This window comes from Pseudomonas sp. PA15(2017), from assembly GCF_001945395.1.
In the GTDB taxonomy this organism is placed as follows: domain Bacteria; phylum Pseudomonadota; class Gammaproteobacteria; order Pseudomonadales; family Pseudomonadaceae; genus Aquipseudomonas.
In genome coordinates, this window is sequence record NZ_MSXV01000058.1 from 273,071 (window position 1) to 298,402 (window position 25,332).

The 25,332-nt window shown below is 63.5% G+C and carries 31 protein-coding genes; 21 read left to right on the plus strand and 10 right to left on the minus strand.

The window, feature by feature from the left end:
- Positions 1–57: 57 nt before the first annotated feature.
- The 9 genes from BVH03_RS22975 to BVH03_RS23015 form a co-directional block, all read right to left on the minus strand.
- Complete coding sequence (locus tag BVH03_RS22975) at positions 58–867, minus strand: hypothetical protein (RefSeq protein WP_371915386.1); 810 nt, start codon at positions 865–867, stop codon at positions 58–60.
- A complete protein-coding gene (locus BVH03_RS22980; protein WP_075931302.1) occupies positions 839–1,159 on the minus strand; it encodes a phage holin family protein in 321 nt (106 codons plus the stop codon). The genes BVH03_RS22975 and BVH03_RS22980 overlap by 29 nt, the downstream gene beginning before the upstream one ends.
- A complete protein-coding gene (locus BVH03_RS22985) occupies positions 1,152–1,514 on the minus strand; it encodes a putative holin (protein WP_256574791.1) in 363 nt (120 codons plus the stop codon). The genes BVH03_RS22980 and BVH03_RS22985 overlap by 8 nt, the downstream gene beginning before the upstream one ends.
- 279 nt (positions 1,515–1,793) lie before the next feature.
- Positions 1,794–2,369 carry a hypothetical protein gene (locus tag BVH03_RS22990; protein ID WP_075963346.1) on the minus strand — a complete coding sequence of 192 codons (576 nt, stop codon included), beginning with the start codon at positions 2,367–2,369 and terminating at the stop codon, positions 1,794–1,796.
- 349 nt (positions 2,370–2,718) lie between these two features.
- A complete protein-coding gene (locus tag BVH03_RS22995; RefSeq protein WP_075963347.1) occupies positions 2,719–5,475 on the minus strand; it encodes a bifunctional DNA primase/polymerase in 2,757 nt (918 codons plus the stop codon).
- Positions 5,476–5,749: 274 nt separating this feature from the next.
- Positions 5,750–5,941, minus strand: coding sequence for a hypothetical protein (locus BVH03_RS23000; protein WP_075963348.1), 192 nt, complete (start codon positions 5,939–5,941; stop codon positions 5,750–5,752).
- Complete coding sequence (locus BVH03_RS23005) at positions 5,934–6,149, minus strand: TraR/DksA C4-type zinc finger protein (protein WP_075963349.1); 216 nt, start codon at positions 6,147–6,149, stop codon at positions 5,934–5,936. Before BVH03_RS23005 ends, BVH03_RS23000 begins: the two co-directional genes overlap by 8 nt.
- Positions 6,142–6,627, minus strand: a complete 486-nt coding sequence (locus tag BVH03_RS23010) for a hypothetical protein (RefSeq protein WP_075963350.1) — start codon at positions 6,625–6,627, stop codon at positions 6,142–6,144. The genes BVH03_RS23005 and BVH03_RS23010 overlap by 8 nt, the downstream gene beginning before the upstream one ends.
- 342 nt (positions 6,628–6,969) lie before the next feature.
- Positions 6,970–7,194 (minus strand): YdaS family helix-turn-helix protein, encoded by a 225-nt coding sequence (locus tag BVH03_RS23015; protein ID WP_075963351.1) that lies wholly within the window; start codon positions 7,192–7,194, stop codon positions 6,970–6,972.
- A 96-nt stretch (positions 7,195–7,290) separates the two neighbouring features.
- Between BVH03_RS23015 and BVH03_RS26590 the strand changes: the two genes are divergently transcribed.
- The 21 genes from BVH03_RS26590 (at position 7,291) to BVH03_RS23115 (ending at position 24,590) form a co-directional block, all read left to right on the plus strand.
- Complete coding sequence (locus tag BVH03_RS26590) at positions 7,291–8,061, plus strand: S24 family peptidase (protein WP_256574793.1); 771 nt, start codon at positions 7,291–7,293, stop codon at positions 8,059–8,061.
- A 90-nt stretch (positions 8,062–8,151) separates the two neighbouring features.
- Complete coding sequence (locus BVH03_RS23025) at positions 8,152–8,349, plus strand: hypothetical protein (protein WP_075963352.1); 198 nt, start codon at positions 8,152–8,154, stop codon at positions 8,347–8,349.
- A complete protein-coding gene (locus BVH03_RS23030) occupies positions 8,346–8,888 on the plus strand; it encodes a hypothetical protein (protein WP_075963353.1) in 543 nt (180 codons plus the stop codon). Before BVH03_RS23025 ends, BVH03_RS23030 begins: the two co-directional genes overlap by 4 nt.
- Before the next feature lie 10 nt (positions 8,889–8,898).
- Positions 8,899–9,189: a hypothetical protein gene (locus BVH03_RS23035; RefSeq protein WP_075963354.1), complete on the plus strand. Its 291-nt coding sequence runs from the start codon at positions 8,899–8,901 to the stop codon at positions 9,187–9,189.
- Complete coding sequence (locus tag BVH03_RS23040) at positions 9,186–9,542, plus strand: hypothetical protein (RefSeq protein WP_075963355.1); 357 nt, start codon at positions 9,186–9,188, stop codon at positions 9,540–9,542. The genes BVH03_RS23035 and BVH03_RS23040 overlap by 4 nt, the downstream gene beginning before the upstream one ends.
- Positions 9,539–9,805, plus strand: a complete 267-nt coding sequence (locus BVH03_RS23045) for a pyocin activator PrtN family protein (RefSeq protein ID WP_075963356.1) — start codon at positions 9,539–9,541, stop codon at positions 9,803–9,805. The genes BVH03_RS23040 and BVH03_RS23045 overlap by 4 nt, the downstream gene beginning before the upstream one ends.
- A 37-nt stretch (positions 9,806–9,842) precedes the next feature.
- Positions 9,843–10,181 carry a hypothetical protein gene (locus BVH03_RS23050; RefSeq protein ID WP_075963357.1) on the plus strand — a complete coding sequence of 113 codons (339 nt, stop codon included), beginning with the start codon at positions 9,843–9,845 and terminating at the stop codon, positions 10,179–10,181.
- A 33-nt stretch (positions 10,182–10,214) separates the two neighbouring features.
- Entirely contained in the window at positions 10,215–11,036 is an 822-nt protein-coding gene (locus BVH03_RS23055) for a YfdQ family protein (protein WP_075963358.1), read from the plus strand.
- Between the two features lie 148 nt (positions 11,037–11,184).
- Positions 11,185–11,817, plus strand: a complete 633-nt coding sequence (locus tag BVH03_RS26200; protein WP_143486052.1) for a hypothetical protein — start codon at positions 11,185–11,187, stop codon at positions 11,815–11,817.
- Complete coding sequence (locus BVH03_RS23065) at positions 11,814–12,371, plus strand: 3'-5' exonuclease (RefSeq protein ID WP_075963359.1); 558 nt, start codon at positions 11,814–11,816, stop codon at positions 12,369–12,371. Before BVH03_RS26200 ends, BVH03_RS23065 begins: the two co-directional genes overlap by 4 nt.
- The gene (locus tag BVH03_RS23070; protein ID WP_075963360.1) at positions 12,368–12,943 is read left to right on the plus strand and encodes a phosphohydrolase; all 576 of its coding nucleotides are present in this window, start codon (positions 12,368–12,370) and stop codon (positions 12,941–12,943) included. Before BVH03_RS23065 ends, BVH03_RS23070 begins: the two co-directional genes overlap by 4 nt.
- A 192-nt stretch (positions 12,944–13,135) precedes the next feature.
- Entirely contained in the window at positions 13,136–13,363 is a 228-nt protein-coding gene (locus BVH03_RS23075; RefSeq protein ID WP_075963361.1) for a hypothetical protein, read from the plus strand.
- On the plus strand, positions 13,360–15,240 hold the full coding sequence (locus BVH03_RS23080; RefSeq protein ID WP_075963362.1) for a DNA cytosine methyltransferase: 1,881 nt from the start codon (positions 13,360–13,362) through the stop codon (positions 15,238–15,240). The genes BVH03_RS23075 and BVH03_RS23080 overlap by 4 nt, the downstream gene beginning before the upstream one ends.
- Complete coding sequence (locus BVH03_RS26525; protein ID WP_168175667.1) at positions 15,237–15,398, plus strand: hypothetical protein; 162 nt, start codon at positions 15,237–15,239, stop codon at positions 15,396–15,398. Before BVH03_RS23080 ends, BVH03_RS26525 begins: the two co-directional genes overlap by 4 nt.
- A 175-nt stretch (positions 15,399–15,573) precedes the next feature.
- Entirely contained in the window at positions 15,574–16,776 is a 1,203-nt protein-coding gene (locus BVH03_RS23085) for a tyrosine-type recombinase/integrase (RefSeq protein ID WP_075963363.1), read from the plus strand.
- 80 nt (positions 16,777–16,856) lie between these two features.
- Positions 16,857–18,347 carry a leucyl aminopeptidase gene (locus BVH03_RS23090; RefSeq protein WP_075963364.1) on the plus strand — a complete coding sequence of 497 codons (1,491 nt, stop codon included), beginning with the start codon at positions 16,857–16,859 and terminating at the stop codon, positions 18,345–18,347.
- Positions 18,348–18,470: 123 nt separating this feature from the next.
- Complete coding sequence (locus tag BVH03_RS23095) at positions 18,471–18,890, plus strand: DNA polymerase III subunit chi (protein WP_075963365.1); 420 nt, start codon at positions 18,471–18,473, stop codon at positions 18,888–18,890.
- A 9-nt stretch (positions 18,891–18,899) separates the two neighbouring features.
- The gene (locus BVH03_RS23100) at positions 18,900–19,307 is read left to right on the plus strand and encodes a DNA polymerase III subunit chi (RefSeq protein WP_075963366.1); all 408 of its coding nucleotides are present in this window, start codon (positions 18,900–18,902) and stop codon (positions 19,305–19,307) included.
- A 124-nt stretch (positions 19,308–19,431) separates the two neighbouring features.
- Complete coding sequence (locus BVH03_RS23105) at positions 19,432–22,263, plus strand: valine--tRNA ligase (protein ID WP_075963367.1); 2,832 nt, start codon at positions 19,432–19,434, stop codon at positions 22,261–22,263.
- A gap of 121 nt (positions 22,264–22,384) precedes the next feature.
- On the plus strand, positions 22,385–22,681 hold the full coding sequence (locus BVH03_RS23110; protein ID WP_075963561.1) for a helix-turn-helix domain-containing protein: 297 nt from the start codon (positions 22,385–22,387) through the stop codon (positions 22,679–22,681).
- Between the two features lie 79 nt (positions 22,682–22,760).
- Complete coding sequence (locus BVH03_RS23115; RefSeq protein WP_075963368.1) at positions 22,761–24,590, plus strand: SLC13 family permease; 1,830 nt, start codon at positions 22,761–22,763, stop codon at positions 24,588–24,590.
- Between the two features lie 106 nt (positions 24,591–24,696).
- Here BVH03_RS23115 and BVH03_RS23120 read toward each other — a convergent pair whose 3' ends face one another.
- On the minus strand, positions 24,697–25,164 hold the full coding sequence (locus BVH03_RS23120) for a bacteriohemerythrin (RefSeq protein WP_075963369.1): 468 nt from the start codon (positions 25,162–25,164) through the stop codon (positions 24,697–24,699).
- Positions 25,165–25,332: the final 168 nt, after the last annotated feature.

Here is a 25,332-nt window from a genome sequence, read left to right on the forward strand (position 1 = left end):
ACGAGCCCCGCGGCCCTAGGGGCCCCCGGCCCTTTCGCGGCCGGCACGGCGCCCCGACTACCCTGCCCGGCGCCCGCCACGGCGACGGCTGAAGTTGGTCGGCAGCCGACCGCTCAGGGCATCGGCGATGGCCTTGTCGATGTTCGCTTCGAGCTGCGCATCGTTCTCGGCGACTCGTCGCACCACACCATGGAAGTCCAGGCGCTCGCGGTACTGCGGCTGACGCACGAAGGCGATGACCATGCTCACCGACTTGCCGCGTCGCTCAGCAATGCCGATAGGCGTCTTGCCCCGCTTCATCACGAAGAACGCCAGAGCGTGTCCCTTGCGCAGCGATCGACGACTTGCCGTCGCGCTGTGATCCGAGCCAGATCGGTTCAGCGCCTTCAGCCCGGACAGGATCTGCATCATGTGGCCGCGCTGCATGTTGCCGTACTGATCGAGGCGCGCCCCTGCACCAGGCACGGCGAACAGCCCGGCGGGAAGAATCCCCGCCTGACGCAGCCAGGTCTCGGACGCCCGCTTCTGGCGACCACCACCGAACACCTGTGGTGCCACCCAGTCTTCAGGGGCGAACTGCTTGCCGGTCGCCGCGCCGTCCTTGTCATCCTTGATCCACAGCGCGGCTTCCAGATTGTTGGGCCGTGCGTTGATCTTGCGGATGGAGTTCAGCGTGAACGGCGTCGGGCGGTCGAATACGTCGCGCATCTCGGCACGAACCAATGGCTCGGCCTGGTTGAGCGTGTGGTTCAGCGCATCGGCTAACGCCGCGTTAGCAAGCTTCGGCTCCAGTTGCTTGAGGGCGGCCAGCGCATCGTCAAGATCGTCGGCCGTGATCCTACCCCTCATTACCGCGGCGCCGCTCAAGGCCATTCCAGCCGGCCCCAGGCCGCAGCACCGCGGCCAGATTGCCACGAGCCCGCACTACCAACCCGGTGAAGATCGCGAGCAGCACCACCAGCGGCCATGCATGCCCGGGCAACACCAAGTCGCCTTGCAGGATGTGGATCACCGCAGCACCGGCGCTGGCCGCCGCCACGTACGCCAGGCACGACATACCGCGCCGAAAGCGAAGGGCGCCGCGCTGGAAGGTGAACAACCGAACGAACAGCACCACGCACAACCAGAAGGTGGCCTGGGTCATGATCAAACTAGCCATCAGCGTCTCCCGTTACGGGCGGCGGTGGCCCGCGCTTCTTGATCGCCACCACGGTCACGGTCACTACCAGCGCCGCCGCCGCGAATGCAGCCGGCCCCGAATAGGCGAACGGCCGGATACCTTGGAACTCCAGCTCGGAAAGAGCCGGGCTGAACAGATAGCCCATCAACAAGCTGACGAAGAAGTACACGATTCGCTCAAGCAGCTTCAGGTCAGGGCGCGCCATGACGAACACCAGCGCCCCGCAGAGCGCACCGGTGGCGGCGTTGCCATCAACGCCTGCTAAGAACCCGGACAGCCCGGCACCCAGCGCACCGGCGACACCAGCCGCTACGACTGTTGGCTCGGCCATCATGAATACTCCCAAGCGGCCAAGGGCCTGAAACGAAGAAGCCCCGCCAGATCGGCAGGGCTTCGGAATGGTTGCCCCCGAGGGGGCGGTGACGGCGCGGGGAGCGACCGTCGAGTTGCACAGCACCGTGCAGGGTGTTTATCGCGGGCACCGCAATAAAGCCTGGGCACCTTTTACCCCCCGACATGCAACGCCCGCAACGGGCTGTTTTCGCTTGAACGATTCACGCAGGGTTCACGCATGGTTCGCGCACGGTTCACGACAAGCCACCCCGACGAACGGTCATAGGCCATTGGCTTTCAGCCCCGCACGATAGGCATCCCGAATCGCCCTGCCGGTGGCCTTCAACAGCTCCAGGCGCTTAGCCTCGACCTTGCCAGCCGTTCGCACGCCGCGCGCCCGCGTGCGAGCCTCCGCAGCCGCATCGGTGCCACGCTCTGCCACGTCCCGCTCAGCCACTACGCCCGGCAGCACCTTGGCCAGCTCCTGATGCAGTTCCCCAACGCGGGTGCGATACGTCCGCATACTGATGCCCAGCGTGTGGCACTGCGCAGCAACGACCAGCTTCGGGCGCGACGTGTAACGCACCAAGGCCAGATACCGCAGCGCCCTGCCCTTCGACCCCAGGCCACCGTCCACCTCGTCGGCGGCCAGTAGCGTGATGCCCCGGTCGACGGCAGCCGAAGCCCGGCTCACTGCCACTTCGCACTCCACGCTCGACAGGCACCGCGACCCACCAACCCCACGCGCCCCTTCTTCATCCATCGTGCCCAATGGCGAGCGGATGCTCACATCCAGGGCCGGGCTGATCACTTCGTTGCCCCACGCCAGCAACAGCGCTTCAATCACCTCATTCATCGCCCATTCCCCCGCTCAAAACTCAACCCAACACAAAATCGCTCAACCCAACACACACCCAACACAACTAAACCCCTTTCAGAACAATGCTTTAAAGCAATGTGTGTTGGGTGTGTTGGGTTGGTAAGGTTTTTCAGGGTCTCGCGTGGAGAAAAAACGCAGCCGCCTGAAGGGTTAGCCCATGAGAGGGAGAGTGATTTTTTTCGCATACGCACGCGCGCGGGCGCGTAAACCCAACACACCCAACACACAGCGCCACAACGCCCGGATTTACTGGGCGCAATGTGTGTTGGGTTGCCCAAACCAACCCAACACATACCCAACACACCCAACACACTTTTGGCCGTAGTCATGCCGCCACCTGCTGTACGTGATCCCATTTGTCCACGTTCCAGCCGGCCTTGCGGGCGCGATCGCGCCACTCGACCACATGCTTGCCCAGCACGGCCGCCGTCGTGGTTGGTGGCAGGAAGGACTCCTCATCCTTCGGAAAGAAGAACGCCGCGAAGCGCCGCGTATTGCGATCCGTCCAGGGGATGGCCCGCGTCTTCTCCACGTCCATCGTCGTGATGAACAGCGAGAACTTCGTCTGGCTCATCGAGTGCTCTTTGCCCCGCTGACACCACTCGAGGAACAGCGAATACAGGTCGCTGCTCAAGCACGCCCCCCACAAGTTTGCGCCCAGCTCCCCCAGGCGCCAAAGGTGCATGAACGTCTGCCAAGGCGCCCGGCTCAACGCCACCAGGCGATCGCGGGCCGGCGTCACAGGCGGCTTGGTCTGCTTGTCGAAGTTACCCAGGTCGTAGGCCAGCAGCCAGGCGTAGAACGCCTCGACGCCGCCGTTATCCAGCTCGTGCTTGATCGCCTTCTGCCGTTCCTCCGGCAGCTTCGCCTCCGGCCACATCACCAGGAATCGCCGGTCGCTGTCGCTGATCGGCCACGGCACGATCTCGTTCGAGAGGAACACCGCATTCATGTGCGACGCCTCTTCCCAGCCGTTCACGAACTTCGACTCGATGCGCACCGTCTGCCCGGTGATCAGCTGCTTGATCTTCCCCACCTGGTTGTACTTCTGGTCGCGGCTCACAACCTCCTCGAACACCGCCCACATCTTCCCGCTCTGCCAGGCGTTGAACGAGCCTTCCAGCTGCGTCTGCCCCACCGTCGCCGAGTACTGCCCGTAGATGCGCCCCATCACCACCGAGAACAACAGGCTCTTGCCCGAGCCCTCGGTCGTCGAATGCATCAGCACCGCCGTATCCAGCTTCGCGCCCGTGTGCTGCAGCGGGTAAGCCAGGAAGCGCGACAGCCACTGCGTGGCGTCCTCGGCGTGGTTGCACAGGAACGACACCAGCCAGATCAGGTTCTCGCACGCCGCATCGTTGCGCTCAGGCTGCAGCGGCAAGCCCTCGAACGTGTTGATGTACACCTCGGGGTCATGCGTCATCGTCGGGTCGAATACGATGTGGTTCATATCCACCACGCGCCGATCCGGGCTGTTCAGCCACAAGCTGTACGCATCGCCCAGGGCCATCTTCACCGCGCCCTCGGCGATCCGCCGTTTCTTCGCGTAGTCCCAGGCGTCCTTCGTCCCGTCGATGTACACATAGCGCGTCATCATCGGCATCGAGAAGTCGCCCAGCGCCTTGCCTGCCAGCGCCTGGGTGCGCTCGTTATCCTTGACCCATTCCTCGCTCACCCGCTTCTTGCGCTTGTCGGTGACCGCTTCCCACTCCTTGAACGACTCTTTGCCGATGTGCGCGATGAAGCCCGACTTCTTGATCTTCTTCGCCGCATCGATATCCCACACATGAGTGGTGCCCTCAATCAGCGCATAACGCCGCAGCAGCCAGGCCAGCGAGAAGCCTCCCCCCGCGCCCCCGGTGCTGGTGGTGCCGGCCTCGCTGTCGCCCTCTGCGTCAGATGGGGCCGGGGGAAGGTCATCAGCCTGCGGCGGCAACTCGGGCCCTGCGTCCGCAGGCGGCGCATCTGCCTTCGGCCCGCTCTGCTTCGTCACCTGCTTGCGCTTGCTCGCGTGATCCACACCGAGCAGTTTCGCCGCGGCCTTCACCGCCGCCTTCTGGTCGCCATCGTGCTCGAGTACGCAGAACACATCGAACGGGTCATTCCAGTGGCCGTTCGCCAAGGGGTCAGCGCCGTGGTGCGAATACACCCGGCCTTCATCGTTGATCGAGATCCCCGGCAGGCCCGTCGAGCTGCCCGGGTAGAGCCACTTCTTGCCACGCTTCATGTAACCGGCGGCCTGCAGCAGGCCCGCGGCGTCATAGGCGCGGTTATAGGCATCCACCACGGACTCGCCTTTCCCGTCGGCCGGCGCCGAGGTCGCAGCCTTCTTGGCCGCCGGCTCTGGCGCCTTCGGCGCCCACGGGCAGTAGTCCAGCGCCATGCGCTTGAACACGTCCCACTTGTTCCAGACATTCACCAGGTCGCGTGGCAGCTCGCCGAACCCATCGCCGGCCGGCGCCGTGCGCCAAGTATAGGGCTGGCCGGTACCAGGGTGGATCGAGGGCGGCAGCACGTCCTGCACATCGCCGCCACGCAGCTCGAACACCGTGACCGGTGCCAGTGCCTTGGCCTTGGCGCGCATCTCCGCTTCCAAGCCCTTGTCGCCAATCTCCTGGGCGCGCTTCACCGCCTTCATGGCCAGCTTGTGCTTCGAACCATCCGGGTCGTCAGGGTTGGGCCACACCAGCGAATGCCGGCTGAACTCGCTGCCGGCCGGCACCGCGAACATGATGCGGAAGCGCTCAGGATTGCCCACGCTGGTCGCGTGCTCGGCGGCTACGTCATCCAGGCTCATGCCGAGCAAGTCGCTCAGCACCTGGCGCGTCCACTCCACGTGGTCGACGTCCAGCGAGCAAACGCCGCTCGCACCGAGCAACACACCCATGTTCTGTTTCGGGTGCTTCGTCCAGTGCGCCTCGGCCTTCGCCGCGTCCGTGATATAGCCGCCTGGCTTGTTCCAGCCCTTACCAGTCGGGCCTTTCTCGCCCTCGGGTATCGGCACCAGGGCCAGTTTGAAGTTCTCGATATACCGCCGCGCCCAGGCAGCGATGGGGGCCGGGGAAGTTGAAGCCTTGGTCATTCGCCCTGCACTCCCTGCCGGGTAAGCTTCATACTGGCTTCCTGAGCGTCGAATAGAGCCTTGCTGCTGCCGCACGAACCGAACGAACATCCGTGCTCGTGGCATTCTGTGCGGTTGCAGACGGAGCGGTAGCCGGTGCCTCCGCACATCCCGCAATCACCTGACCTATGTTGAGGACAGCGGTAGATCTCTCCGGCCATGCCATAGCGCTGAGTATGCAGGTGACCGGTTCCAGCATCAGGGACTTGGTTAGACGCCTGGCCGCGAGCAACCATCATGGCTGCTCTCCCTGGCGCTTGGGTTCAGCCGGCTTGTTCCAAGACTCCACAAGGCCTTCCATGGTGAAGGCCTGAACCGAGCGGCGGCATTCTGGACAGGTCAGCGACAAGTAAACGCCTTGGTGGTTGATGCCAGCCAGCGCGCCCTCATACGAGCAGTGGCAGGGCTTGATCTGGGATTCACCCACGGCGCACCTCCCGATATGCCTGACAATCCACACACGTCTGGCACCCCGGCACCGCAAGCCGCCGCGCCGCCGGTATCTCGGTACCGCAGCTCTCACAGTGCTCGGCGCTGATGGTGTACGCCGGTGCTACTGCCTTGCGGTGAGCCAGGATCGCCCCAGCCCGCAGGTGCTCTTCGCGTTCGCTCGCCAGGTCGAGTGCATCAGCCATGGCTGCGGCCCTCCATCGCTTCGCGCGCGCCTGCCATGATGCCCAGCAGCTTGCCGATCAGCGCATAGCCATGCTCTTCGAGCACCTCGACTTCGTGCGCCTCCCACTTGCCGTCCGCCGAGCCGCCTACCAGGCTGCCGACGAACTTGCCTTCTTTGTCGAGCAGTTTGCTCAACGCCTTCAGCGCATCCTGGCTAGCCTGCACCGGCTTGGGCTGGTACGTCACCACGCCGAACACCTGCTCGAACCACTCGCGCACCATCGGCCCGCGCGTCAGCTCGACCACACGGGCCAGCTGCAGGGTGTTGAGGTGGTGCTCAGGGTAGGAACAGGAGAGGCGTTTCTGGAAAGGGCCGTAAGGCTCCTCGAGGATGGCGCACACCGCCGTGTGACCGCCTTTGAACTCGCGGCAATCCAGATCGATCGCCGCCGCGAGCGACCGCACTGGCCCGCCCGTAATCTCTGTGCTGGTGCTCATTGGTAGTAAACCCCGCTAACTACCATAGCCACAGGTCAGGCGACGCCCTATCCTATGGCCACAGCAGCCGAAAATCCCGATGTACGTGCTGTGCCCCGGGTGATTCGGTTGTTGAGGCGGAGCGGCTGGTAACCGCTCTACCGGAACGCCGGGCCAGGGTGAATACCTTGGTAAGTGGAACCCTGGTTCCGGCCTCTATTGCACCTGCCGCCGTGGCGTCAGGTTTCCTGCTCTTGGGCTATTTGCCCGGTGCCAGCCCTGGGTTGCTGGTAAGGCCCCAGGGCTGGCTCCCCTCCTGTACCTGTGTTGCTTGCTGTGCCCGGAGGGGCTGTTAGTCAATAATTATGCGGCCTTGCCGCGCAGATAGGCCCAGTCAATATCTGGCCGGGTCTCTTCGCACGGAACACGACCACCCGTCTCCCTATCAAGAGAGATTGAAAGAGCGGCGGAGGCCCTGCGATGCCCATAGGCCACTTGTTTGAGCTGCCCAAGGCTAGTTCCACAGCAAGCTGCGAAGCCTTCCAAAGCTTCCTTGTCCAGACCCTTTATGAAATCGATGAGTGTCATAGCTGCCTCCAGTGCCGCGACATTAGCATTCGCTAATTGCTATCGCAATAGCAAACCGTAATTTACAGTTTGCTAACGGAATTACAGAATTAAGAAATGGACATATTTGAAAAACGCCTGACCATCCTTAAAGCCCTGATTGGAGAAAACTCCCATAAGGATTTCGCGAATGCTCATGACCTGGATGCGTCGTACATCTCTCAGCTCCTCAATGGGCACCGCAACATGGGCGAGCGCTCCGCGACCAATCTGGAGCAGAAGCTCCAGCTCCCGCATGGCCTGCTCATCACAGGTGCGTATTCCACAGATCAGCGTAATGAGTTGACTGAGCGCTGGCATAACCTAGGGCTCAAACAGCACAATCTTCCACACCCTGCCTTCTTCAACGCGAAGATCAACGAGACTGCAGCGTACGTTGAGGATTCGCGGAGAGAGTACGAACGAATCAAGCAGCGACTGGCCCCCGTGCCTGTTGTTGGTAAGGCACAACTCGGACCCAACGGGCATTTTGAAGCGATGGACTACCCTGCAGGCCACGGAGATGGCTACTTAAATGTCAATAGCGACGATAAGAATGCTTATGGGCTGCGAGTAGTTGGAAGCAGCATGCACCCCCGGATCAAGGATGGTGAATACGTCCTGATTGAACCTAACCACGCATACCTAAACGGTGATGAGGTCTTGGTGCAGACTCTGGATGGCCAATCGATGATCAAGGAGTTCATCTACCACCGAGACGGGCAGTACAGGTTCGACAGCGTCAATTCAGGCTTCCCCCCCTTGATCATCGACCAAACTAAGATCAGCAAGATTCACTACGTTGCAGGAATTCTGAAGGCCTCAAGGCACATCCCTGAGCCTGTTTAGCAGATGCTTAAATTTATTTAGCAAACGCTATTGCATTAGCGATTAGCTATTGCTAATTTTGCCGTACCCACTTACCAAGGGTTTACGGCAATGAATCAGGCACAGCACAGCAAAACCCGCTGCCCGGTGATCATCCACCCGGCAGCGGCCTCTAACCCCACCATCGTTCGCAGCATCCAGCAGGCCACCGGCCAACTGGTGATGATCGTCTGCGGCCGCCCCCAACTGCGCAGCACCACTCTGCCCGCCTTCGAAGACTTCAGTAGCTTTGAAGGAGGTGCGGCGTGATCTACCTCATCCTTACCCTTGCATCGAACGACCTGCTGCGCGCCGCGCTCATCCACGGCGGCAGCGTCATCCTCAAGCTGGCTCGCCCAGGCGACAGCAGCCAGGCCATTCGCGTGCATATCGACGCCGAATGCAGCGAGCACCGCATTCGCTTGCGCGCCACCCTGGCGGACATCACCGGCGAACTGACCCTCGACCCGCACGAAGCCGGCTTCTTCAACCAGGCCAAGCTGTTCATCGAAGACCTGGCCAACGGCCGGATAGACACCGGTATTCCTTGCCCTGAACGCGAGCCTGCCCACAGCCCCACGGCCACTCTGGGCACAGAGGACGAACGCACCCTGCGCACGGTGTGCCGCCAAGGCGGCAGCACCACGCTCACCACCGGCACCATCGTCAATGTGCACACGGGTAACTTCGAGGGCGCGCCTCTGCACACCGGCATCGCCGTGCACGGCAACCGCACGCACCTAGTCTCAGGCAGCCCGCAGGACGTGTACCTCTCGCTCGCCGAGCACATCCAGCATCTCGCCGCCTGAGGTAACCCCCATGAACCGCGACCTGAAAGCCACCGCCCAGGCGCTGGGCCTCCGCGACCGTGAACTGCGCAGCCGCCTGCGTGAGCTGCGCATTCTCAGCACCGCCGGCGAACTGTTGATCGGCCCACGCACCGAGGGCCGGATGTTCATCGACCCGCGCAGCCGCTGGAACAAGAACCTCAACACCTACAGCCACTACGGCGTGGTCATGACCACAGAGGCTGGCGTGGCCTGGCTGGCCGAGCAGTTGGGCATCACCGTCACCACCAAGCCGCCGCGTCAGGCAGGGAGCCAAGCATGAGCAACAGCCCAATCAGCCACGCTATCGGCGCCCTCAAGCTGGCCAGCGTGCATGTCGAGCACCCTACTGCGCTCAGCGGCAAAACCTTGGCAGCCACCAGCGCCGAGGCCATCGAGCGCCTCAACGCCGCCTACCCGCACCGCGAAGAGCTGGGCCGGCTGTACGCCGAGCTGGTGCGCGTAACTCCGCTCGGCCACCTGCCCTACGTCTCGCTGGAGCCGCAGACCCAGTCGCCCTACCTCGCCCTGGTCGTCAACGCCAGCGGCGAGCCGGTGTACCGCCAGCGCGCCAAGTCCATCGAGGGGCTGGTCCAGCTGGTCGCCACGCGCTTCGAGCCGCAGGCCAAGCCATGACGGAGGCCCCGCAAAACACGCTCGAGCAACTGCGCCAACGCTACTCGGCCAACTACATCACCGCCGAGCAGCTGCTGGTCGACCACCTGCCGCACATCAAAAGCGTCGCGTACCTGCGCCGCAAGATCGCCGCCGGCGGCCTCCAGCTGCAGCTCTGGAGGCTGGACCCCAATTCCAAGCGGTCACCCTGGGTCATCTACCTGACCCACCTCGCCAAATGGCTCGACCGCCAACAGGAACACGCCGCCAAAAACGCGGCATAACCGGCCCCACCAAGGCCACCACCAAGAGGCACAGCACATGAGTAAACGCCCATTCATCGACACGCTGCGGGATGTGGAAGGCGGCGGCCTGCTGGACGAACTGACCGACGTCCAGCACGCCCTGATCGATGCCATCCGCCTGACCAACAAGGGAGGCGAGCTGACCATCAAGCTCACCTACAAGCCCGAAGGCGCTGGCCAGATGACCATCAAGGCCGACGTGAAGAGCAAGGAGCCGGTACTGGCGCGTGGCACGTCGCTGTTCTTCCTCACCCCCGAGGGGAACATCAGCCGCCGCGATCCGCGACAGCAGAACCTCGAGCTGCGCTCCGTCGACGAAGAAGCCCCGGCCCCTCTGCGCAAAGCCGCCGACTAACACCAGCCCCCAACCGCTCACAGGAGCACACTCATGCAAGAAGCACTCAAGCACTTGGTCGTACTCGCTCAAACCCTCGGCAAGCCGTTTAACGTCCAGGGCATTCCCCAGCCGCTCGCGCTGCGCCCGGACGATGTAGCGCTCGAAGATTTGGAGAAACTGCTGCCGGCGCCGACTCGCATCCGCCAGCGCCTCACCCTGCTGGACGTGCCGTCCTTCGTGGATTACGTGACCCGTTTCGCCAGCCCGGCAACCGCAATCTTCTGCAATGGCCCCAATGGCCGCACCTTCCAGGCGCGTTTCGACTACCACACCCCCGAGGCGGCAGCCTGGGGCGATCACACCGCAACCTACTCGTGCCCGCTCACCGTCGAATGGGGCAACTGGAAAGAGATGGATCGCAAGCGCCTCCCACAGGCGGACTTCGCCCAGTTCATCGAAGACAACGTGAAGGACATCGTTCAGAACGAAGACGATAAGAACGCCCCGAGCGCCGCGGACATGCTCGAAATCAGCCGCACGCTTCAGGCCCAGAAGAACATCACGTTCCGCCAGGGCACCCGCCTCGACAACGGCCAGGTGCAGCTCACCTACAACGAACAAATCGACGGCAGCGCCGGCGCAACCGGCCAGCTCAACATCCCCGAGCTGTTCTACATCGGCATCAAGCCCTTCCTGGGCGGCGACGCCTTCCTGATCAGCGCTCGCTTCCGTTACCGCATCGCCGAGGGCCGCCTGAGCATGTGGTACGAGCTGGTGCGCCCGGACAAGGTGCTCGAGGAAGCCTACGGCGCCGTCCGCAAGCAGATCCACGGCGCCATCGGCGATATCCCGCTTTACGAAGCCAGCATCTAAACCAACCGGCCGGCGCTTACCACGCCGGCCTCCTACCACCTTCGAGGCACAGCACATGCACTCCACCAACCACCTAATCATCATCTGCCTTATCGCAGGCCTTGGCATCGGCTTAATCTTCACCTCAGCGTTCATACGCATCGCCAGAATGCGCATTCGCGCCAGAGGCTATTCAGACGGCAGCCAAGCCCGCCAGCCACTGATTGATGGACTTCAAGAAACCATCAATGAGCAGGCGCTGGAAATCACCAGCCTCAAGGGCCAGCGGCTGAACCTGATTCACGACCACCAGCACGCCCTCGAGTCGATCAGCCAAGACGCGGACGCCCGGGTCAAGCTCTTCGCCCAGCGCTGCCTGAGCGACCACGAGCTGCTGTGGGTTCGCCGCGCGATCAAGCAGCTGGAAAAGGCTGCCGAAGTCCATAAGCACCTGGGCAACACCCAACGCGAACGCGACACCAACGCCACCCGCGAACAGCTGCAGGCTCTGGTATCACGCCTGCAGCAACTAGAGACCGCGCCCGCAGCACCAGCCGCCGGCGGACGCAGCGTGATCGTCCAGGGCCCGCAGGCCTGCGGCAAAACCCGCAACGCCGACCGCATCGCCAAAGCGCTGGGGCTCAGCAAGATCGTCGACAACTGGCAGCCCGGCGACGCGCTGGACAAACAACACACGCTGTATCTGACGAACAGCGAAGTCGCCGAGAGCCCCGGCCATCGCATGCTGATGAGCTACGAGGCAGCCATGCAGCACGTCGCCAAGCAGGAGGCTGCAGCATGATCAACGAAACCCACTTCGTGACAGACCTGGAAACCTTCGACAACCGCAGCACCGCTGCCATCGCCAGTATCGGCATCGCCTGCGTGAAGCACGGCGAAATCGTCGGCCGGTTCTATACCCGCGTCTACGTCAATTCGCACACTGCCCTGGGCGGCACGCTGAACGCCGATACGGTCAAGTGGTGGATGCGCCAGGACGCAGAGGCCCGCCGCGAAGTCGACGGTTCGCAGGAGAGCTTAGATATCGGTGTCGCCCTGGCCGCCGTCCGGCAGTTCATCGAAGCCCACGCCCCCGAGCGTGACGATCGCCGGGTCTGGGGCAACGGCAGCAGCTTCGACAACGTCATCCTTCGCAACGCCTACGACGCGGCCCAGCTCCCGCCCCCCTGGGACTTCTGGAACGACCGCGACCTGCGCACGATCTGTGCGCTTTATCCCACCGCGAAGGCCGACATCAAGTTCCAGGGCGTTAAGCACAACGCGCTAGACGACGCCAATCACGAGGCGCGCATCTTATGCGCCGCACTGCGAGTGAATGCAGGGGTGCCAGCATGACGTGGATCCTCACCAACCAGGGCATCCGCTTCGAGCTGCTCACCCCTACGGCGGAAATGATTCACCCCGCCGATATCGCCCACAGCCTGGCCCGGCTCTGCCGCTTCAACGGCCATACCAGCCAGCACTACTCGGTTGCCGAGCACTCCTACCGCGTACACGAGCTGGTCGAGCCCGAACACCAACTGCACGCCCTGCTCCACGACGCCACCGAAGCCTACATCGGCGAAATGACGCGCCCACTCAAGCTGGCCATGCGCGGCTACGCCCAGGACATGGCAGTCGATGACGTGTACGGCCAGGTCGAGCAACGCATCTGGCTCGCCATCTGCGAACGCTTCGACCTTGATCCCGAGCTCCCCGACCAGGTGAAAGAGGCCGACATGTACATGCTCGCCGTCGAGCGCCGCGACCTCATGCCCGCCCACCCCGACGCCTGGGACTGCATCCAGGGCATCGAGCTGCCCGCGTGGCACATCAAGCCATGGAGTGCAGAGGAAGCCCGCGACCGCTACTTCCAGCGGCTGATGAGCCTGCTCAGCAGCACCCAACGCGCGAGGGCCAGGACATGAGCAGCATCCAGCGACTCTTTCAGAGCAATGCAGCTGCCGCCTACCCCCTGACAGGTTTACGCCGGGCGCGCACATTGAGCCCATCGCTCCGCTTCAACAACCGCCCGCACGCGCAGCTTGTCGTGGGGTATGGGCAAGCTCTGCAGATTGAAACAACTGCTGCGCAGACAGCCGGTATGCAAGGGGGTCGCCATGTCTGAACGCCCCCCACTGCCCCGCACCGGTGACGATATGGACCTGCCCGAAGGCATGACCTGCGGCGACTGCCGCCACGCACGCCGCTGCATCGCCATGTTCGGCCACATAGCCGAAGACCTGAGCTGCGACTGGAGCCCGTCGCGCTTCCAGGCCGCCACCGTGCAGCAATCACCAGCATGCGCGGGATACACCAAGCCACTGACCTCGAGAGGTGCGGCATGACCTCATTCCGCCGCCACAACCTCGCCGAAGCCGTCTACCAGGCACAGCTGCCCCTCGACCTGCGCCAATACCTCAATGTCGACCTGTTCGCCGGCGGTGGTGGTGCGTCCGAGGCTATGGAAGAAGCCACGGGCGAGTGCGTCGACATCGCCATCAACCACGACGATGACGCCGTCAGCATGCACATCGTCAACCACCCGCAAACCACGCACTACCGCGAAGACATCCGCCTGGTCGAGCCGCGCGTTGCAACCCAGGGCCGCCCTGTCGGCCGCCTGCACGCCAGCCCGGAATGCACGCACCACAGCCAGGCCCGCGGCGGCCAGCCCCGCAGCAAGGAAAGCCGCTCGCTGTCGTGGATGGTCATCAAGTGGGTGGGGCAAACCCTGCCCCTGATGCTCACCATGGAGAACGTCATGCAGGTGCTGCAGTGGGGGCCGCTGATCGCGAAGCGCTGCCCGAGCACAGGCCGAGTCGTCACGCTCGAAATGATCACCGACCCTGCCACAGGCAAAGCCGTAAACCGAGTGGCCGAGGTCGGCGAGCGCGTGCCCGTGCAGAATCAGTACCTGATGCCGGATCCGAAGCGTAAAGGCAAAACCTGGGCGCGCTTCCTGCACCTGCTGCGCGACAAGGGCTATACCTGCCACTACGACAAGCTGGTGGCTGCCAACTTCGGGGCCGCCACCACTCGCGAACGCCTTTTCTTCATCGCCCGTCGCGACGGCGTGCCGATCAACTGGCCACAGGCAACACACGCCAAGCATCCAGCCCCTGGTCAGCTGCCTTGGGTGCCGGTGGCCACGTACATTGATTGGAGCCTGCCCTGCCCGTCGATCTTCCTCGACGCCGAACAAGGCAAGGCCGCCGGCGTGCGCCGCCCGCTGGTGGGCAAGACGATGGAGCGGCTGCGCAAGGGCGTGCGCAAGTTCCTCCTCGAGCACGCAGATCCCTTCATCGTCAGCGTGAACCACGGTGGCGCCGACTTCCGGGGGCAATCGATCTACGACCCAGCCGCCACTATCACGGGCGGCCAGGGCTTTGCGGTGGCTCAGCCACTGCTCGCCCCGTTCATCACCGAGCATGCCAACGGCAGCAGCCAGCGCAACATGTCCGCCGGCGAGCCCGGGCGCACCATCTGCAGCGAAGTGAAAGGCGGCCATTTTGCCGTGGTCGCTCCGGTGCTGGTCGGTGCCGGCGGCCCGGCCTACAGCGGCAAGCCGACCAGTTGTGAGCAGCCGGCCGGCGCCATCCTCACCGAGAACCACCGCGCTGTCGGCGTGGCCTACCTGGCGCAGCACAACGGAGGCTACAACACCACGCTGGGCCGGCACCCAAACGAGCCCGCCACTGCCCTGACCACGACTTGCAGCCAGCAGAACGTCGTGACGGCCAGCCTGGTGACACTGCGCCAGAACAGCACTGGCGAAGATCTGCGCGACCAGGCGCCGGCGATCACCGCCGGCGGCACACACCTGGCACTGATGCAATGCACTCTTTCGCCAGAGCACCAGGAAGGCGCCGAGCGCGTGGCCGCGTTCCTGATGGGTTACTACGGCTCGGACAACACCTACGACTGCCGGGACCCGGCAGCCACCATCACCACGCGCGACCGCCTCGCCCTGGTAACGGTCACCATCAAGGGCTCCCCGTACGTCATCGTCGATATCGGCATGCGCATGCTGACGCCCCGCGAGCTGTACCTGATCCAGGGCTTCGGCGCCGACTACAAGATCGACGTCGGCCACGACGGCCGCAGGTTCAGCAACAAGGCCAAGGTGCGCATGTGCGGCAACTCGGTATCGAAGCCGCCCTACCGCGCCCTGCTGCAGGCCAACCCACTGTTCCCCGAAGCCCAGCTGCAGGAGGCCGCATGACGATCTATCGCCGCACCACCCCGCGCGCCCTGCCCCTGCAGAACCTCAACCTGCCGCCGATCTGCGACCAATGCGACCGGCCACGCAGCACCGGCAAACACAGGCGCTGTTCGCAGCGCCGTCAAGCGGCCAACCGCCATAAGTGGGAGGCCCTATGAGCGCAGCCGAACAGCTGGACTTCGAGCCAGACAAGCTCGAGGAGCGGGCTATGGCCGAACACCTCGGCCTGACCTTCCGAGCACTCCAGACCAGGCGCCTCAAGGGCAAGATCCCCCACGGCGTCTGGAACAAGATCAACGGCGACATCATTTACAGCAAGAGAAGGTACGACGAATGGCTGGAAAGCACCTGGACCTGTCCACCGGAGTTGAGTTCGTTGGGGATACCATCCGCATCCGATTCAGCTGGAAGGGCGCCGACCCCGTCCGGCGGTGCGAGACGCTCAGCCACCTCTCGCAATCGCAGGCCGGCATCAAAGCTGCAACCAATCTACGTGCTGAAGTAGTCAAGCTGATCAAGCTGGGCGTGATGGACGACGAGAAGTACCTGGCCCTGTTCCCGAACACCAGCTACGTCACCAGCCGCACCGCGTCGACCTTCGGCGAGTACGCCCAGCTGTGGCTGAACACTCGCGAGATCGTCAACGGCACGCGGGCAAACTACCTGGCCACCCTCAACAACCACTGGATGCCCTACTTCGCGCCGCTGCCGCTCACGGCGATCAGCACGACGGACATCCGCAAGGTAGTGGCAAACACCGAGTGGGAATCGCCGAACGCGAAGCGCACAGCGCTGATCAGGATCCGGGCCGTGTTCAAGTCGGCGGTGAATGACGGCCTGCTGGAACGAAACCCAGCGGCCGGTATGGATCTGCCACGCAAGAGCAAGCGCAAGCTGAACCCGTTCACCCAGGCCGAGGCCGACCAGGTGATCGAGCAGCTGTACAGCTCACTGGCAGGCAAGCGAACCGAGATTTATGCGGCCTACATCGAGTTCTCGTTCTACACCGGCATGCGGCCAGGAGAGATACGCGCGCTTAAATGGGAGGAGGTGGATCTGAAGAAGCGCGTCGCCCACATATGCAGGATTGCGGTCGACGGCGGCGTGGCCGAGCGCATCAAGAACCGCAAGACGCGCAACGTACTGTTGAACGACCGGGCCATGCATGCGCTGGAACGAGCGAAGGAAGTGAGCAAGAGCATCAAGCTGGCCGGCGAGTTCGTGTTCCCGCCGGCGCAACAGAGCGAACAGATGGTCGACCCGACCGGGCCGAATGGCTACTACCAGGCAGCCGTGAAGGCGCTGGGCATCCGCCAGCGTCGGCTGTACGATACCCGGCACACTTACGCGACCATGTGCCTGATGGCTGGGATGAACGTGGCCTTCATTGCCAACCAGCTCGGTCACACGATAGAAGTGCTGCTGAGCACCTACGCTGAATGGATCAATTCGGACGGCGACTGGTCAGAGCTGGCTAAGCTATCGACTAACGCAACTGGTACAAAATCGGTACACGAAAAACAGGAAGTCACCTAAAAGCCTTTAGATACAAGGCGTTAGCGTAAAACCTGTAAATCATCCTGCATTCGCGACTCGTTGTCTTGGGGACACCACGCATGGAATTTATCGTCAAAAGCGCTCGCCCGGAAACACTGAAAACCGCCACCCTGGTCATCCCTGTTGGTGAGGGCGGCAAACTCGGCGCCACTGCCAAGGCAGTGGACGCAGCCAGCGGCGGTGCCATCGCCGCCTTGCTCAAGCGCGGCGACCTGGCGGGCAAGCCTGGCCAGACGTTGCTGGCGCATGGCGTGGCCAACCTCAAGGCCGAGCGCGTGCTGCTGGTCGGCACGGGCAAGGACGCCGAACTGTCTGACCGCCAACTGCGCAAATTGATCGCTGCCGTTTATGGCGTGCTGAAGAATCTTGCCGGCAGCGATGCACTGCTGGCCCTGCAGGATGTGCAGGTAAAAGGCCGTGATGCCTACGGCAAGGCCCGCCTGCTGGTGGAAAGCCTGGCGGATGCCGGCTATCAGTTCGATCGTTTCAAGAGCCAGAAGGCAACGCCCGGTGCCTTGAAGAAGATCACCCTGGTCACCGACAAGGCCGATACCGCCGCCGTCGAGCGCGCCACCCGCGAGGCGCGCGCCATCGCCATCGGCATGGCGCTGACCAAGGATCTGGGCAACCTGCCACCGAACATCTGCCACCCCAGCTACCTCGCCGAGCAGGCCAGGGAACTGGGCAAGGCGCACAAGAACCTCAAGGTCGAAATTCTCGATGAGAAGAAGCTGCAGGCCCTTGGCGCCGGCGCCTTCCTGGCCGTGGGCCAGGGCAGTGAGCAGCCGCCGCGAATGATCGTCATGCAATACAACGGCGGCAACAAAGGCGACAAGCCCCACGCCCTCGTCGGCAAAGGCATCACCTTCGATACCGGCGGCATCAGCATCAAGCCGGCAGCCGGCATGGATGAAATGAAATACGACATGGGCGGTGCGGCCAGCGTGTTCGGTACCCTGCGCGCCGTGCTCGAACTGCAACTGCCGATCAACCTGGTGTGCCTGCTGGCCTGTGCCGAGAACATGCCCAGTGGCGGCGCCACACGGCCGGGGGACATCGTCACCACCATGAGCGGCCAGACCGTGGAAATCCTCAACACCGACGCCGAAGGCCGCCTGGTGCTGTGCGACACCCTGACCTATGCCGAGCGCTTCAAGCCGCAATCGGTGATCGACATCGCCACACTCACCGGCGCCTGCATCGTCGCGCTGGGTAGCAATGTTTCCGGTCTGATGGGCAATGACGACGAACTGGTCAACCAGATTCTCGCCGCCGGCCGCCAGGCCGACGACCGCGCCTGGCAGTTGCCGCTGTACGACGAATACCAGGAACAACTGGACAGCCCGTTCGCCGACATCGCCAATATCGGCGGACCAAAAGCCGGCACCATCACCGCTGGCTGTTTCCTGTCGCGCTTCACCAAAGCCTACAAATGGGCTCACCTGGACATCGCCGGTACCGCCTGGGTCAGCGGTGGCAAGGACAAAGGCGCCACTGGCCGCCCGGTGCCGCTGCTCACCCAGTACCTGCTCGACCGCGTACCAGCCTGACCACCAGCGCTCCGAGGGTGACCGCCGCGGCCACCCTCGCCCGCGGCTTACCCTGCACTGCACAAAACTGCCCAATACGCTTTTCGCTTGAAGCTTGCCGCTTGAAGCCCGACACTTGCCGCCATGCCCCGAATCGAATTCTATGTACTGTCGTCGGCCACTCCAGCCGAACGTCTGCGCGCTGCCTGCCAACTCGCCGGCAAAGCCTGGCGAGCCGGCCTGCCGGTGTTCCTGCGTGGTCGCGACAGCGCGCAATGCCACGAGCTCGATGAGCTGCTCTGGCGAGTCCGTCAGGAAAGCTTCATCCCCCATGGCCTGCATCAGGATGATCCGCACGGGCCAGTGGTGATCGGCCTGGACGAAGAGCCAGCGGCGCAGCAAGCGGTGCTGATCAACCTCAGCAGCGCGCTCAGCCCGCATATCGACCGCTTCAGCCGGGTGATCGAAATCGTCAACCAGGAACCCGACCTGCTGACCGCCTGCCGGGAGAATTTCCGCAGTTACCGGCAGCGCGGCTATGATCCCAAACGTGTCGAACTGTAGACCCCTGCCATGGACAACCTGAACCCTCCCCACAAACCCGGCGCCCTGCTGAGCGATCTCGAATCGATTCGCGAACTGCTCGATGACGATCTCGACCCACCGCTGCTGACCGACAAGTTCGACCCGGACGACATCCCTGTGCTCTCCGACGTGGTGCGCGCCCCCGAGCCGGTACTCGCCGCACAATCCGCCGCTCCGGTCAGCGCCGCCGGCATCGCTTCCGAGGACGAGCTGCGCCAGACCGTGCAGCGCGCCATTGGCCGTGACAACGAGATCAACCGCCTGGACACCGAGCTGCGCGCCGCCGCACAGCTGCTGCTGCAGGATGTGATCGACGACTTCGTGCCGCAGATCGAGGCCGAACTCAAGCGCCGCCTGCAGGCGCGCTTAAATCGCCTGCTGCCTCCGCGTCGCTGACCTTCCCCCTGCGATAACGGCATTTTCCGCTCGACCGATAGCCGCGAGAGCGGAAGAAAACTGTGCGGCGCTCCGTTATACTGCTCGGCTTTTCCGATCAGACGCCAGAAGGGTCCCGCCGCGCATGGACAAGACCTACCAGCCCCACGCCATCGAAACCGCCCTGTACGAAAACTGGGAGGCGCAAGGCTACTTCGCTCCGCAGGGTTCGGGTGAGCCCTACACCATCATGATCCCGCCGCCGAACGTTACCGGCAGCCTGCACATGGGCCACGGCTTCAACAACGCGATCATGGACGCGCTGATCCGTTTCCGCCGCATGCAGGGTCGCAACACCCTGTGGCAGCCGGGCACCGACCACGCTGGTATCGCCACCCAGATGGTAGTGGAGCGTCAGCTGGCTGCTCAGGGCATCGATCGTCATGATCTGGGCCGCGAGAAATTCCTCGACAAAGTCTGGGACTGGAAAGCCGAGTCAGGTGGCACCATCACCCGGCAGATCCGCCGCCTCGGCAGCTCGGTGGATTGGTCGCGCGAGCGCTTCACCATGGACGACGGCCTCTCCGAAGCGGTCAAGGAAGCCTTCGTGCGCCTGCACGAGGACGGCCTGATCTACCGCGGCAAGCGCCTGGTCAACTGGGACACCAAGTTCCACACCGCGATCTCCGACCTCGAAGTGGAAAGTCACGACGAGAAAGGCCACCTGTGGAACCTGCGCTACCCGCTGGCCGACGGCAAGAAGACCGCCGAAGGCAACGATTACCTGATCGTCGCCACCACGCGCCCGGAAACCGCCCTGGGTGACGCCGCCGTTGCCGTGCACCCGGAGGACGAGCGCTACAAGCACCTGATCGGCCACTATGTCGAGCTGCCGCTGGTGGGCCGCCGTATCCCGGTCATCGCCGATGATTACTGCGACCCCGAGTTCGGCACCGGTTGCGTGAAAATCACCCCGGCCCACGACTTCAACGACTATGAGGTCGGCAAGCGCCACAACCTGCCGCTGATCAACATCTTCGACAAGGACGCCGCCGTTCTGCCAGGCGCGCAGATCTTCAACATCGATGGCAGCGTCAACGCCCTGCTCGATGCCAGCCTGCCCGCCGAATACGCTGGCCTCGACCGCTTCGAAGCGCGCAAGCAGATCGTTGCCGCCTTCGAGGCCGCCGGCCTGCTGGAAAAGATCGACGACCACGCCCTGAAGGTGCCGAAAGGCGACCGCTCCGGCACCATCATCGAACCGTGGCTGACCGATCAGTGGTACGTTTCCACCAAGCCGCTGGCCGAAAAGGCCATCGAAGTGGTCGAGAGCGGCGACATCCAGTTCGTGCCCAAGCAGTACGAGAACATGTACTTCAGCTGGATGCGCGACATCCAGGACTGGTGCATCAGCCGTCAGCTGTGGTGGGGCCACCGTATTCCAGCCTGGTACGACTCGCTCGGCAACGTCTATGTCGGTCGTGACGAAGCGGAAGTACGCGCCAGGTACAAGCTCGGTGATATCGCCCTGCGCCAGGACGACGACGTGCTGGACACCTGGTTCAGCTCCGGCCTGTGGACCTTCTCGACCCTCGGCTGGCCCGAGCAGACCGATCTGCTCAAGAGCCATCATCCGACCGACGTGCTGGTCACCGGCTTCGACATCATCTTCTTCTGGGTCGCCCGGATGATCATGCTGTCCACCCACCTGACCGGGCAGATTCCGTTCAAGACCGTCTACGTGCACGGCCTGGTGCGCGACGGCCAGGGCCAGAAGATGTCCAAGTCCAAGGGCAACGTGCTCGACCCACTGGACATCGTCGATGGTATCGACCTGGAAACCCTGCTGGCCAAGCGCACCAGCGGCATGATGCAACCCAAGCTCGCCGAGAAGATCGCCAAGCAGACCAAGGCCGAATTCCCGGAAGGCATCGCCAGCTACGGCACCGATGCCCTGCGCTTCACCTTCTGCTCGCTGGCCACCACCGGCCGTGACGTGAAGTTCGACATGGGCCGCGTCGAGGGCTATCGCAATTTCTGCAACAAGCTGTGGAACGCCGCCAACTTCGTCATCGAGAACACCGATGGCCAGGACACCGGCATCAACGGCGAAGCTGTCGATCTGTCGCCGGTCGACCGCTGGATCATCTCCGCACTGCAGCGCTGCGAGCAGGACGTGACCCGCCACCTCGACGCCTTCCGCTTCGACCTGGCCACCCAGGCGCTCTACGAATTCGTCTGGGACGAGTACTGCGCCTGGTACCTGGAGCTGGTCAAGCCAGTGCTGTGGGACGAGGGCGCGCCCATCGAGCGCCAGCGTGGCACCCGCCGCACCCTGGTACGCGTGCTGGAAGTGATCCTGCGCCTGGCGCACCCGTTCATGCCCTTCATCAGTGAAGAAATCTGGCAGCGTATCAAGGGCCAGGCCGGTGTCAGCGGCGATACGCTGATGCTGCAGCCGTGGCCAGTGGCCAATGAAACGCGCATCGATGCGGCCGCCGAAGGCGACATCGAATGGGTCAAGCAACTGATGCTCGGCGTACGACAGATCCGTGGCGAGATGAAGATCTCCATGGCCAAACGCATCGACGTCATCCTCGCCAACGCCAATGCCGAAGACTTGCGCCGCCTCGACGACAACGCCCCGCTGCTCAACAAGCTGGCCAAGTTCGAGTCGGTGAAGGTACTGGCTGCCGGTGAACAGGCGCCGATGTCCGCTACCGCCCTGGTCGGCGACATGCAGGTGCTGGTACCCATGGCCGGCCTGATCGACAAGCAAGCCGAGCTGGCGCGTCTGGACAAGGAAATCCAGCGCCTGGAAGGCGAAGCCAAGCGGGTCGGCGGCAAGCTGGCCAACGAAGGTTTCGTCGCCAAGGCACCGGCCGAAGTGCTCGAGAAGGAACGCGCCAAGCTGGCCGAGGCCGAACAGGCCCTGACCAATCTGCTGGAGCAGCGCGGCAAGATCGCCAGCCTGTAAGCCAGTGCAGCGAAGAAACGGCCCGCCGCGGTAACAACCCGGCGGGCCGTTTTCGTTTATGGGCATGCCGTGTCGCATCAGGCAGTATGCTCTCGACTCTTCACATGATCGGACGATGCAAATGGACGTGAGCAAGACCAAGACCAGCTTTTACCGCCGCCTCTACGTCGCCTGGCTGATCGACAGCGGCAGTGCCGATAGCGTGCCCGCCCTGATGGCCGCCACCGGCATGCCCCGGCGCACTGCCCAGGACACCCTGAGCGCCCTGGAGGAACTGGATATCCGCTGCGAATTCCAGCAGTTGGATGGCGAGCGCAACAATGCCGGCCATTATCTGATCCGCGACTGGGGCGCCATCGACAAGCGCTGGATCGCCGCCAACCTGCAGAAGATCAAGGCGGTGCTGGGCTATCCCTGAGAACCTGCTCAAAGGCTGCTGCGCGTCGACACCGCTGCGTTGAAAGCAGGCTCTGAAAATCCCCCGGCAAGGAGCGCAAATGAACCTCGATCTGCTGATGGTACTCGGTCTGCTGTTCTCGGCCGTTGTGCTATTCGTCATCAACAAACCGCGCATGGACGTGGTCGCCTTGATGATCCTCGTCACCCTGCCGCTGACCGGCGTGCTGACCATCCAGGAAACCCTGGCCGGTTTCGCCGACCCCAGTGTGATCCTGATCGCCGCACTGTTCGTGATCGGCGAAGGTCTGGTGCGAACCGGCATCGCCTATCGCCTCGGCGACTGGCTGGTGGCCAAGGCCGGCAGCAGCGAAACCCGCTTGCTGATCCTGCTGATGGTGGCCGTGGCCGGGCTGGGCTCGGTGATGAGTTCGACCGGCGTGGTGGCGATCTTCATTCCGGTGGTACTCGGTGTGGCAGCGCGGCTGAAGATCGCGCCGGGGCGATTGATGATGCCCCTGGCCTTCGCCGGCCTGATCAGTGGCATGCTGACCCTGGTCGCCACGCCGCCGAACATGGTGGTGCACAGCGAGCTGCTGCGTGCCGGCCTGCCGGGTTTCAGTTTCTTCAGTTTCACGCCCATCGGCCTCGCCGTGCTGGTGCTTGGGGTTTTCTACATGCTTGCCACGCGGCGCTGGCTGCAGCGTGACGTCGATAGCGACGCCTCGGCACCGCCACGCCTGACGCTCGCCGATCTGGCCGCCAGTTATCGTCTCAACGAGCGCGAGCGGCGCCTGCGGGTGCGTGCCGACTCGCCACTGGCCAACCAGGCGCTGGACGAGCTGCAACTGCGTTCGCACTATGGCATCAACGTGATTGCGGTGGAGCGCCAGCGGCAATTTCGCACCCTGTTGCTGATGGCCACCGGCAACACCCAGCTGCTGCCCGGCGACGTCCTGTTGGTCGACCTGGCCAGCCCGGCCATTGCGGTACTCGGCGCCTATCAGGAACTGGGCCTGGAAGCGCTGCCGCTGCGCAACTCCTACTACAGCGTGCATTCTCACGAACTGGGCTTGGCCGAGGTAGCCATGCCGCCGGAGTCGCACCTGCCGGGCAAGAGCATTCAGGAGCTGGGGCTGCGCAGCCGCTACAAGCTCAACGTGGTCGGCCTGCGTCGCCACGGCCAGGCGCTGGAAGGCCTGCTGGTGGACGAAAAACTGACCCACGCTGACACCCTGCTGGTGGCCGGCAGCTGGAAGCAGATTCACCACTTGCAAAGCCTCAACCGTGACTTTCTGGTGCTCAGCCTGCCCGCCGAAGTGGACGAGGTGGCGCCCGCCGCGCGCAAGGCGCCCTATGCCCTGCTGAGCTTGGCGGTGATGGTCGCGCTGATGATCAGCGGCCTGGTACCCAACGTCATGGCCGCGCTGATCGGTTGCCTGCTGATGGGTGCCTTCCGCTGTATCGACATGCCCAGCGCCTACCGCTCCATCCACTGGCCGAGCCTGATCCTGATCGTCGGCATGCTGCCGTTCGCCCTGGCCCTGCAGAAAACCGGCGGCATCGACCTGGCAGTGAACGGTCTGGTAGGCGCCCTCGGCAACGCCGGGCCACGGGTGATCCTCGCCAGCCTGTTCGCGGTTACCGCCCTGATCGGCCTGTTCATCTCCAACACCGCGACTGCCGTGCTGATGGCGCCAGTGGCCATCGCCACCGCTCAGGCGCTGGGCGTATCGCCGCTACCATTCGCAATAACCGTCGCCCTCGCCGCCTCGGCAGCGTTCATGACACCCATTTCTTCGCCGGTGAACACCCTGGTGCTGGGGCCTGGTCAGTATCGCTTTGGGGATTTCGTGCGTATCGGCGTGCCGTTCAGCATTCTGGTGATGATCGTCAGCGTGGTGATGGTGCCGTGGATATTTCCGCTTTAGTGGTGCGACCGGACATTGGCGCATGGGCTGTGGGAACGGGCCGTGCCGGTGATTTCCCACGCATCGCGCGCGCCCCCAGAAGCGCGCCAATGGCCTGCGACAATCTCTATGCCGCCCGGAAGAAGCGCCGTTTGGCACGGCTCAGCCAACCGTCTTCGGCTTTGTCGGCAGCGAGGCGACGCAAATTTTCAGTCACGGCGGCCACGTAGTTCTGATCGTCGTTGCGGATATGGCCGAACAGCCAGCGCCCGAGCAGGCTACGCAATTCGTCGGAGACGTCTTCGCCCTGCTTGAAACGCGCACGGTAGTCGTCGACCCGTTTGATGAAGATGTCGTGCACCCGCTTGTGAGCCTTGGTAAACACGTAGCCTGCCTCTTCGAGCATCGCTTCCTCGAAGGCAAAGTGCGAGGTGGTGTAGTCGACCAGCTCCTCGATCACCAGTGCCACACCCTCCGGCACGCCATTCTGCTGCGCGGCATACAGCTCGTTGATCATGTCGACAATGCGCCGGTGCTGGCCATCGATCACCGCAATACCGGTGTTCAGATCATCGCTCCAACTGAGATAGGCCATGTTCGGCCTCCCTGTCATTTCTCCAGATAGCGCCAGTCTAGGGCTGGACTGTTGCCGGGCTCTTGACCTGGGTCAGTGCGCGTCCTGCCTGCTGCGCATGGCGGCTCCTGGGTTTGGCGGGAGGTCAGTGCAACGCGGGCAAGCGCGACACTGGCGCCTGTGGGAAAA

What these genes read in the sequence shown, in the direction of transcription:
- BVH03_RS23100 (WP_075963366.1), top strand. Translation starts at nt 18,900, where the DNA reads ATGGACAACCTGAACCCTCCCCACAAACCCGGCGCCCTGCTGAGCGAT.
- BVH03_RS23085 (WP_075963363.1), top strand. Translation starts at nt 15,574, where the DNA reads ATGGCTGGAAAGCACCTGGACCTGTCCACCGGAGTTGAGTTCGTTGGG.
- BVH03_RS23025 (WP_075963352.1), top strand. Translation starts at nt 8,152, where the DNA reads ATGAATCAGGCACAGCACAGCAAAACCCGCTGCCCGGTGATCATCCAC.
- BVH03_RS23035 (WP_075963354.1), top strand. Translation starts at nt 8,899, where the DNA reads ATGAACCGCGACCTGAAAGCCACCGCCCAGGCGCTGGGCCTCCGCGAC.
- BVH03_RS26590 (WP_256574793.1), top strand. Translation starts at nt 7,291, where the DNA reads ATGGACATATTTGAAAAACGCCTGACCATCCTTAAAGCCCTGATTGGA.
- BVH03_RS22995 (WP_075963347.1), bottom strand. Translation starts at nt 5,475, where the DNA reads ATGACCAAGGCTTCAACTTCCCCGGCCCCCATCGCTGCCTGGGCGCGG.
- BVH03_RS23045 (WP_075963356.1), top strand. Translation starts at nt 9,539, where the DNA reads ATGACGGAGGCCCCGCAAAACACGCTCGAGCAACTGCGCCAACGCTAC.
- BVH03_RS23050 (WP_075963357.1), top strand. Translation starts at nt 9,843, where the DNA reads ATGAGTAAACGCCCATTCATCGACACGCTGCGGGATGTGGAAGGCGGC.
- BVH03_RS23080 (WP_075963362.1), top strand. Translation starts at nt 13,360, where the DNA reads ATGACCTCATTCCGCCGCCACAACCTCGCCGAAGCCGTCTACCAGGCA.
- BVH03_RS26525 (WP_168175667.1), top strand. Translation starts at nt 15,237, where the DNA reads ATGACGATCTATCGCCGCACCACCCCGCGCGCCCTGCCCCTGCAGAAC.
- BVH03_RS23115 (WP_075963368.1), top strand. Translation starts at nt 22,761, where the DNA reads ATGAACCTCGATCTGCTGATGGTACTCGGTCTGCTGTTCTCGGCCGTT.
- BVH03_RS23095 (WP_075963365.1), top strand. Translation starts at nt 18,471, where the DNA reads ATGCCCCGAATCGAATTCTATGTACTGTCGTCGGCCACTCCAGCCGAA.
- BVH03_RS23005 (WP_075963349.1), bottom strand. Translation starts at nt 6,149, where the DNA reads ATGGCTGATGCACTCGACCTGGCGAGCGAACGCGAAGAGCACCTGCGG.
- BVH03_RS26200 (WP_143486052.1), top strand. Translation starts at nt 11,185, where the DNA reads ATGCGCATTCGCGCCAGAGGCTATTCAGACGGCAGCCAAGCCCGCCAG.
- BVH03_RS23105 (WP_075963367.1), top strand. Translation starts at nt 19,432, where the DNA reads ATGGACAAGACCTACCAGCCCCACGCCATCGAAACCGCCCTGTACGAA.
- BVH03_RS23040 (WP_075963355.1), top strand. Translation starts at nt 9,186, where the DNA reads ATGAGCAACAGCCCAATCAGCCACGCTATCGGCGCCCTCAAGCTGGCC.
- BVH03_RS23110 (WP_075963561.1), top strand. Translation starts at nt 22,385, where the DNA reads ATGGACGTGAGCAAGACCAAGACCAGCTTTTACCGCCGCCTCTACGTC.
- BVH03_RS23120 (WP_075963369.1), bottom strand. Translation starts at nt 25,164, where the DNA reads ATGGCCTATCTCAGTTGGAGCGATGATCTGAACACCGGTATTGCGGTG.
- BVH03_RS23055 (WP_075963358.1), top strand. Translation starts at nt 10,215, where the DNA reads ATGCAAGAAGCACTCAAGCACTTGGTCGTACTCGCTCAAACCCTCGGC.
- BVH03_RS23090 (WP_075963364.1), top strand. Translation starts at nt 16,857, where the DNA reads ATGGAATTTATCGTCAAAAGCGCTCGCCCGGAAACACTGAAAACCGCC.
- BVH03_RS23010 (WP_075963350.1), bottom strand. Translation starts at nt 6,627, where the DNA reads ATGAGCACCAGCACAGAGATTACGGGCGGGCCAGTGCGGTCGCTCGCG.
- BVH03_RS23065 (WP_075963359.1), top strand. Translation starts at nt 11,814, where the DNA reads ATGATCAACGAAACCCACTTCGTGACAGACCTGGAAACCTTCGACAAC.
- BVH03_RS23015 (WP_075963351.1), bottom strand. Translation starts at nt 7,194, where the DNA reads ATGACACTCATCGATTTCATAAAGGGTCTGGACAAGGAAGCTTTGGAA.
- BVH03_RS23075 (WP_075963361.1), top strand. Translation starts at nt 13,136, where the DNA reads ATGTCTGAACGCCCCCCACTGCCCCGCACCGGTGACGATATGGACCTG.
- BVH03_RS22985 (WP_256574791.1), bottom strand. Translation starts at nt 1,514, where the DNA reads ATGATGGCCGAGCCAACAGTCGTAGCGGCTGGTGTCGCCGGTGCGCTG.
- BVH03_RS22990 (WP_075963346.1), bottom strand. Translation starts at nt 2,369, where the DNA reads ATGAATGAGGTGATTGAAGCGCTGTTGCTGGCGTGGGGCAACGAAGTG.
- BVH03_RS23070 (WP_075963360.1), top strand. Translation starts at nt 12,368, where the DNA reads ATGACGTGGATCCTCACCAACCAGGGCATCCGCTTCGAGCTGCTCACC.
- BVH03_RS22980 (WP_075931302.1), bottom strand. Translation starts at nt 1,159, where the DNA reads ATGGCTAGTTTGATCATGACCCAGGCCACCTTCTGGTTGTGCGTGGTG.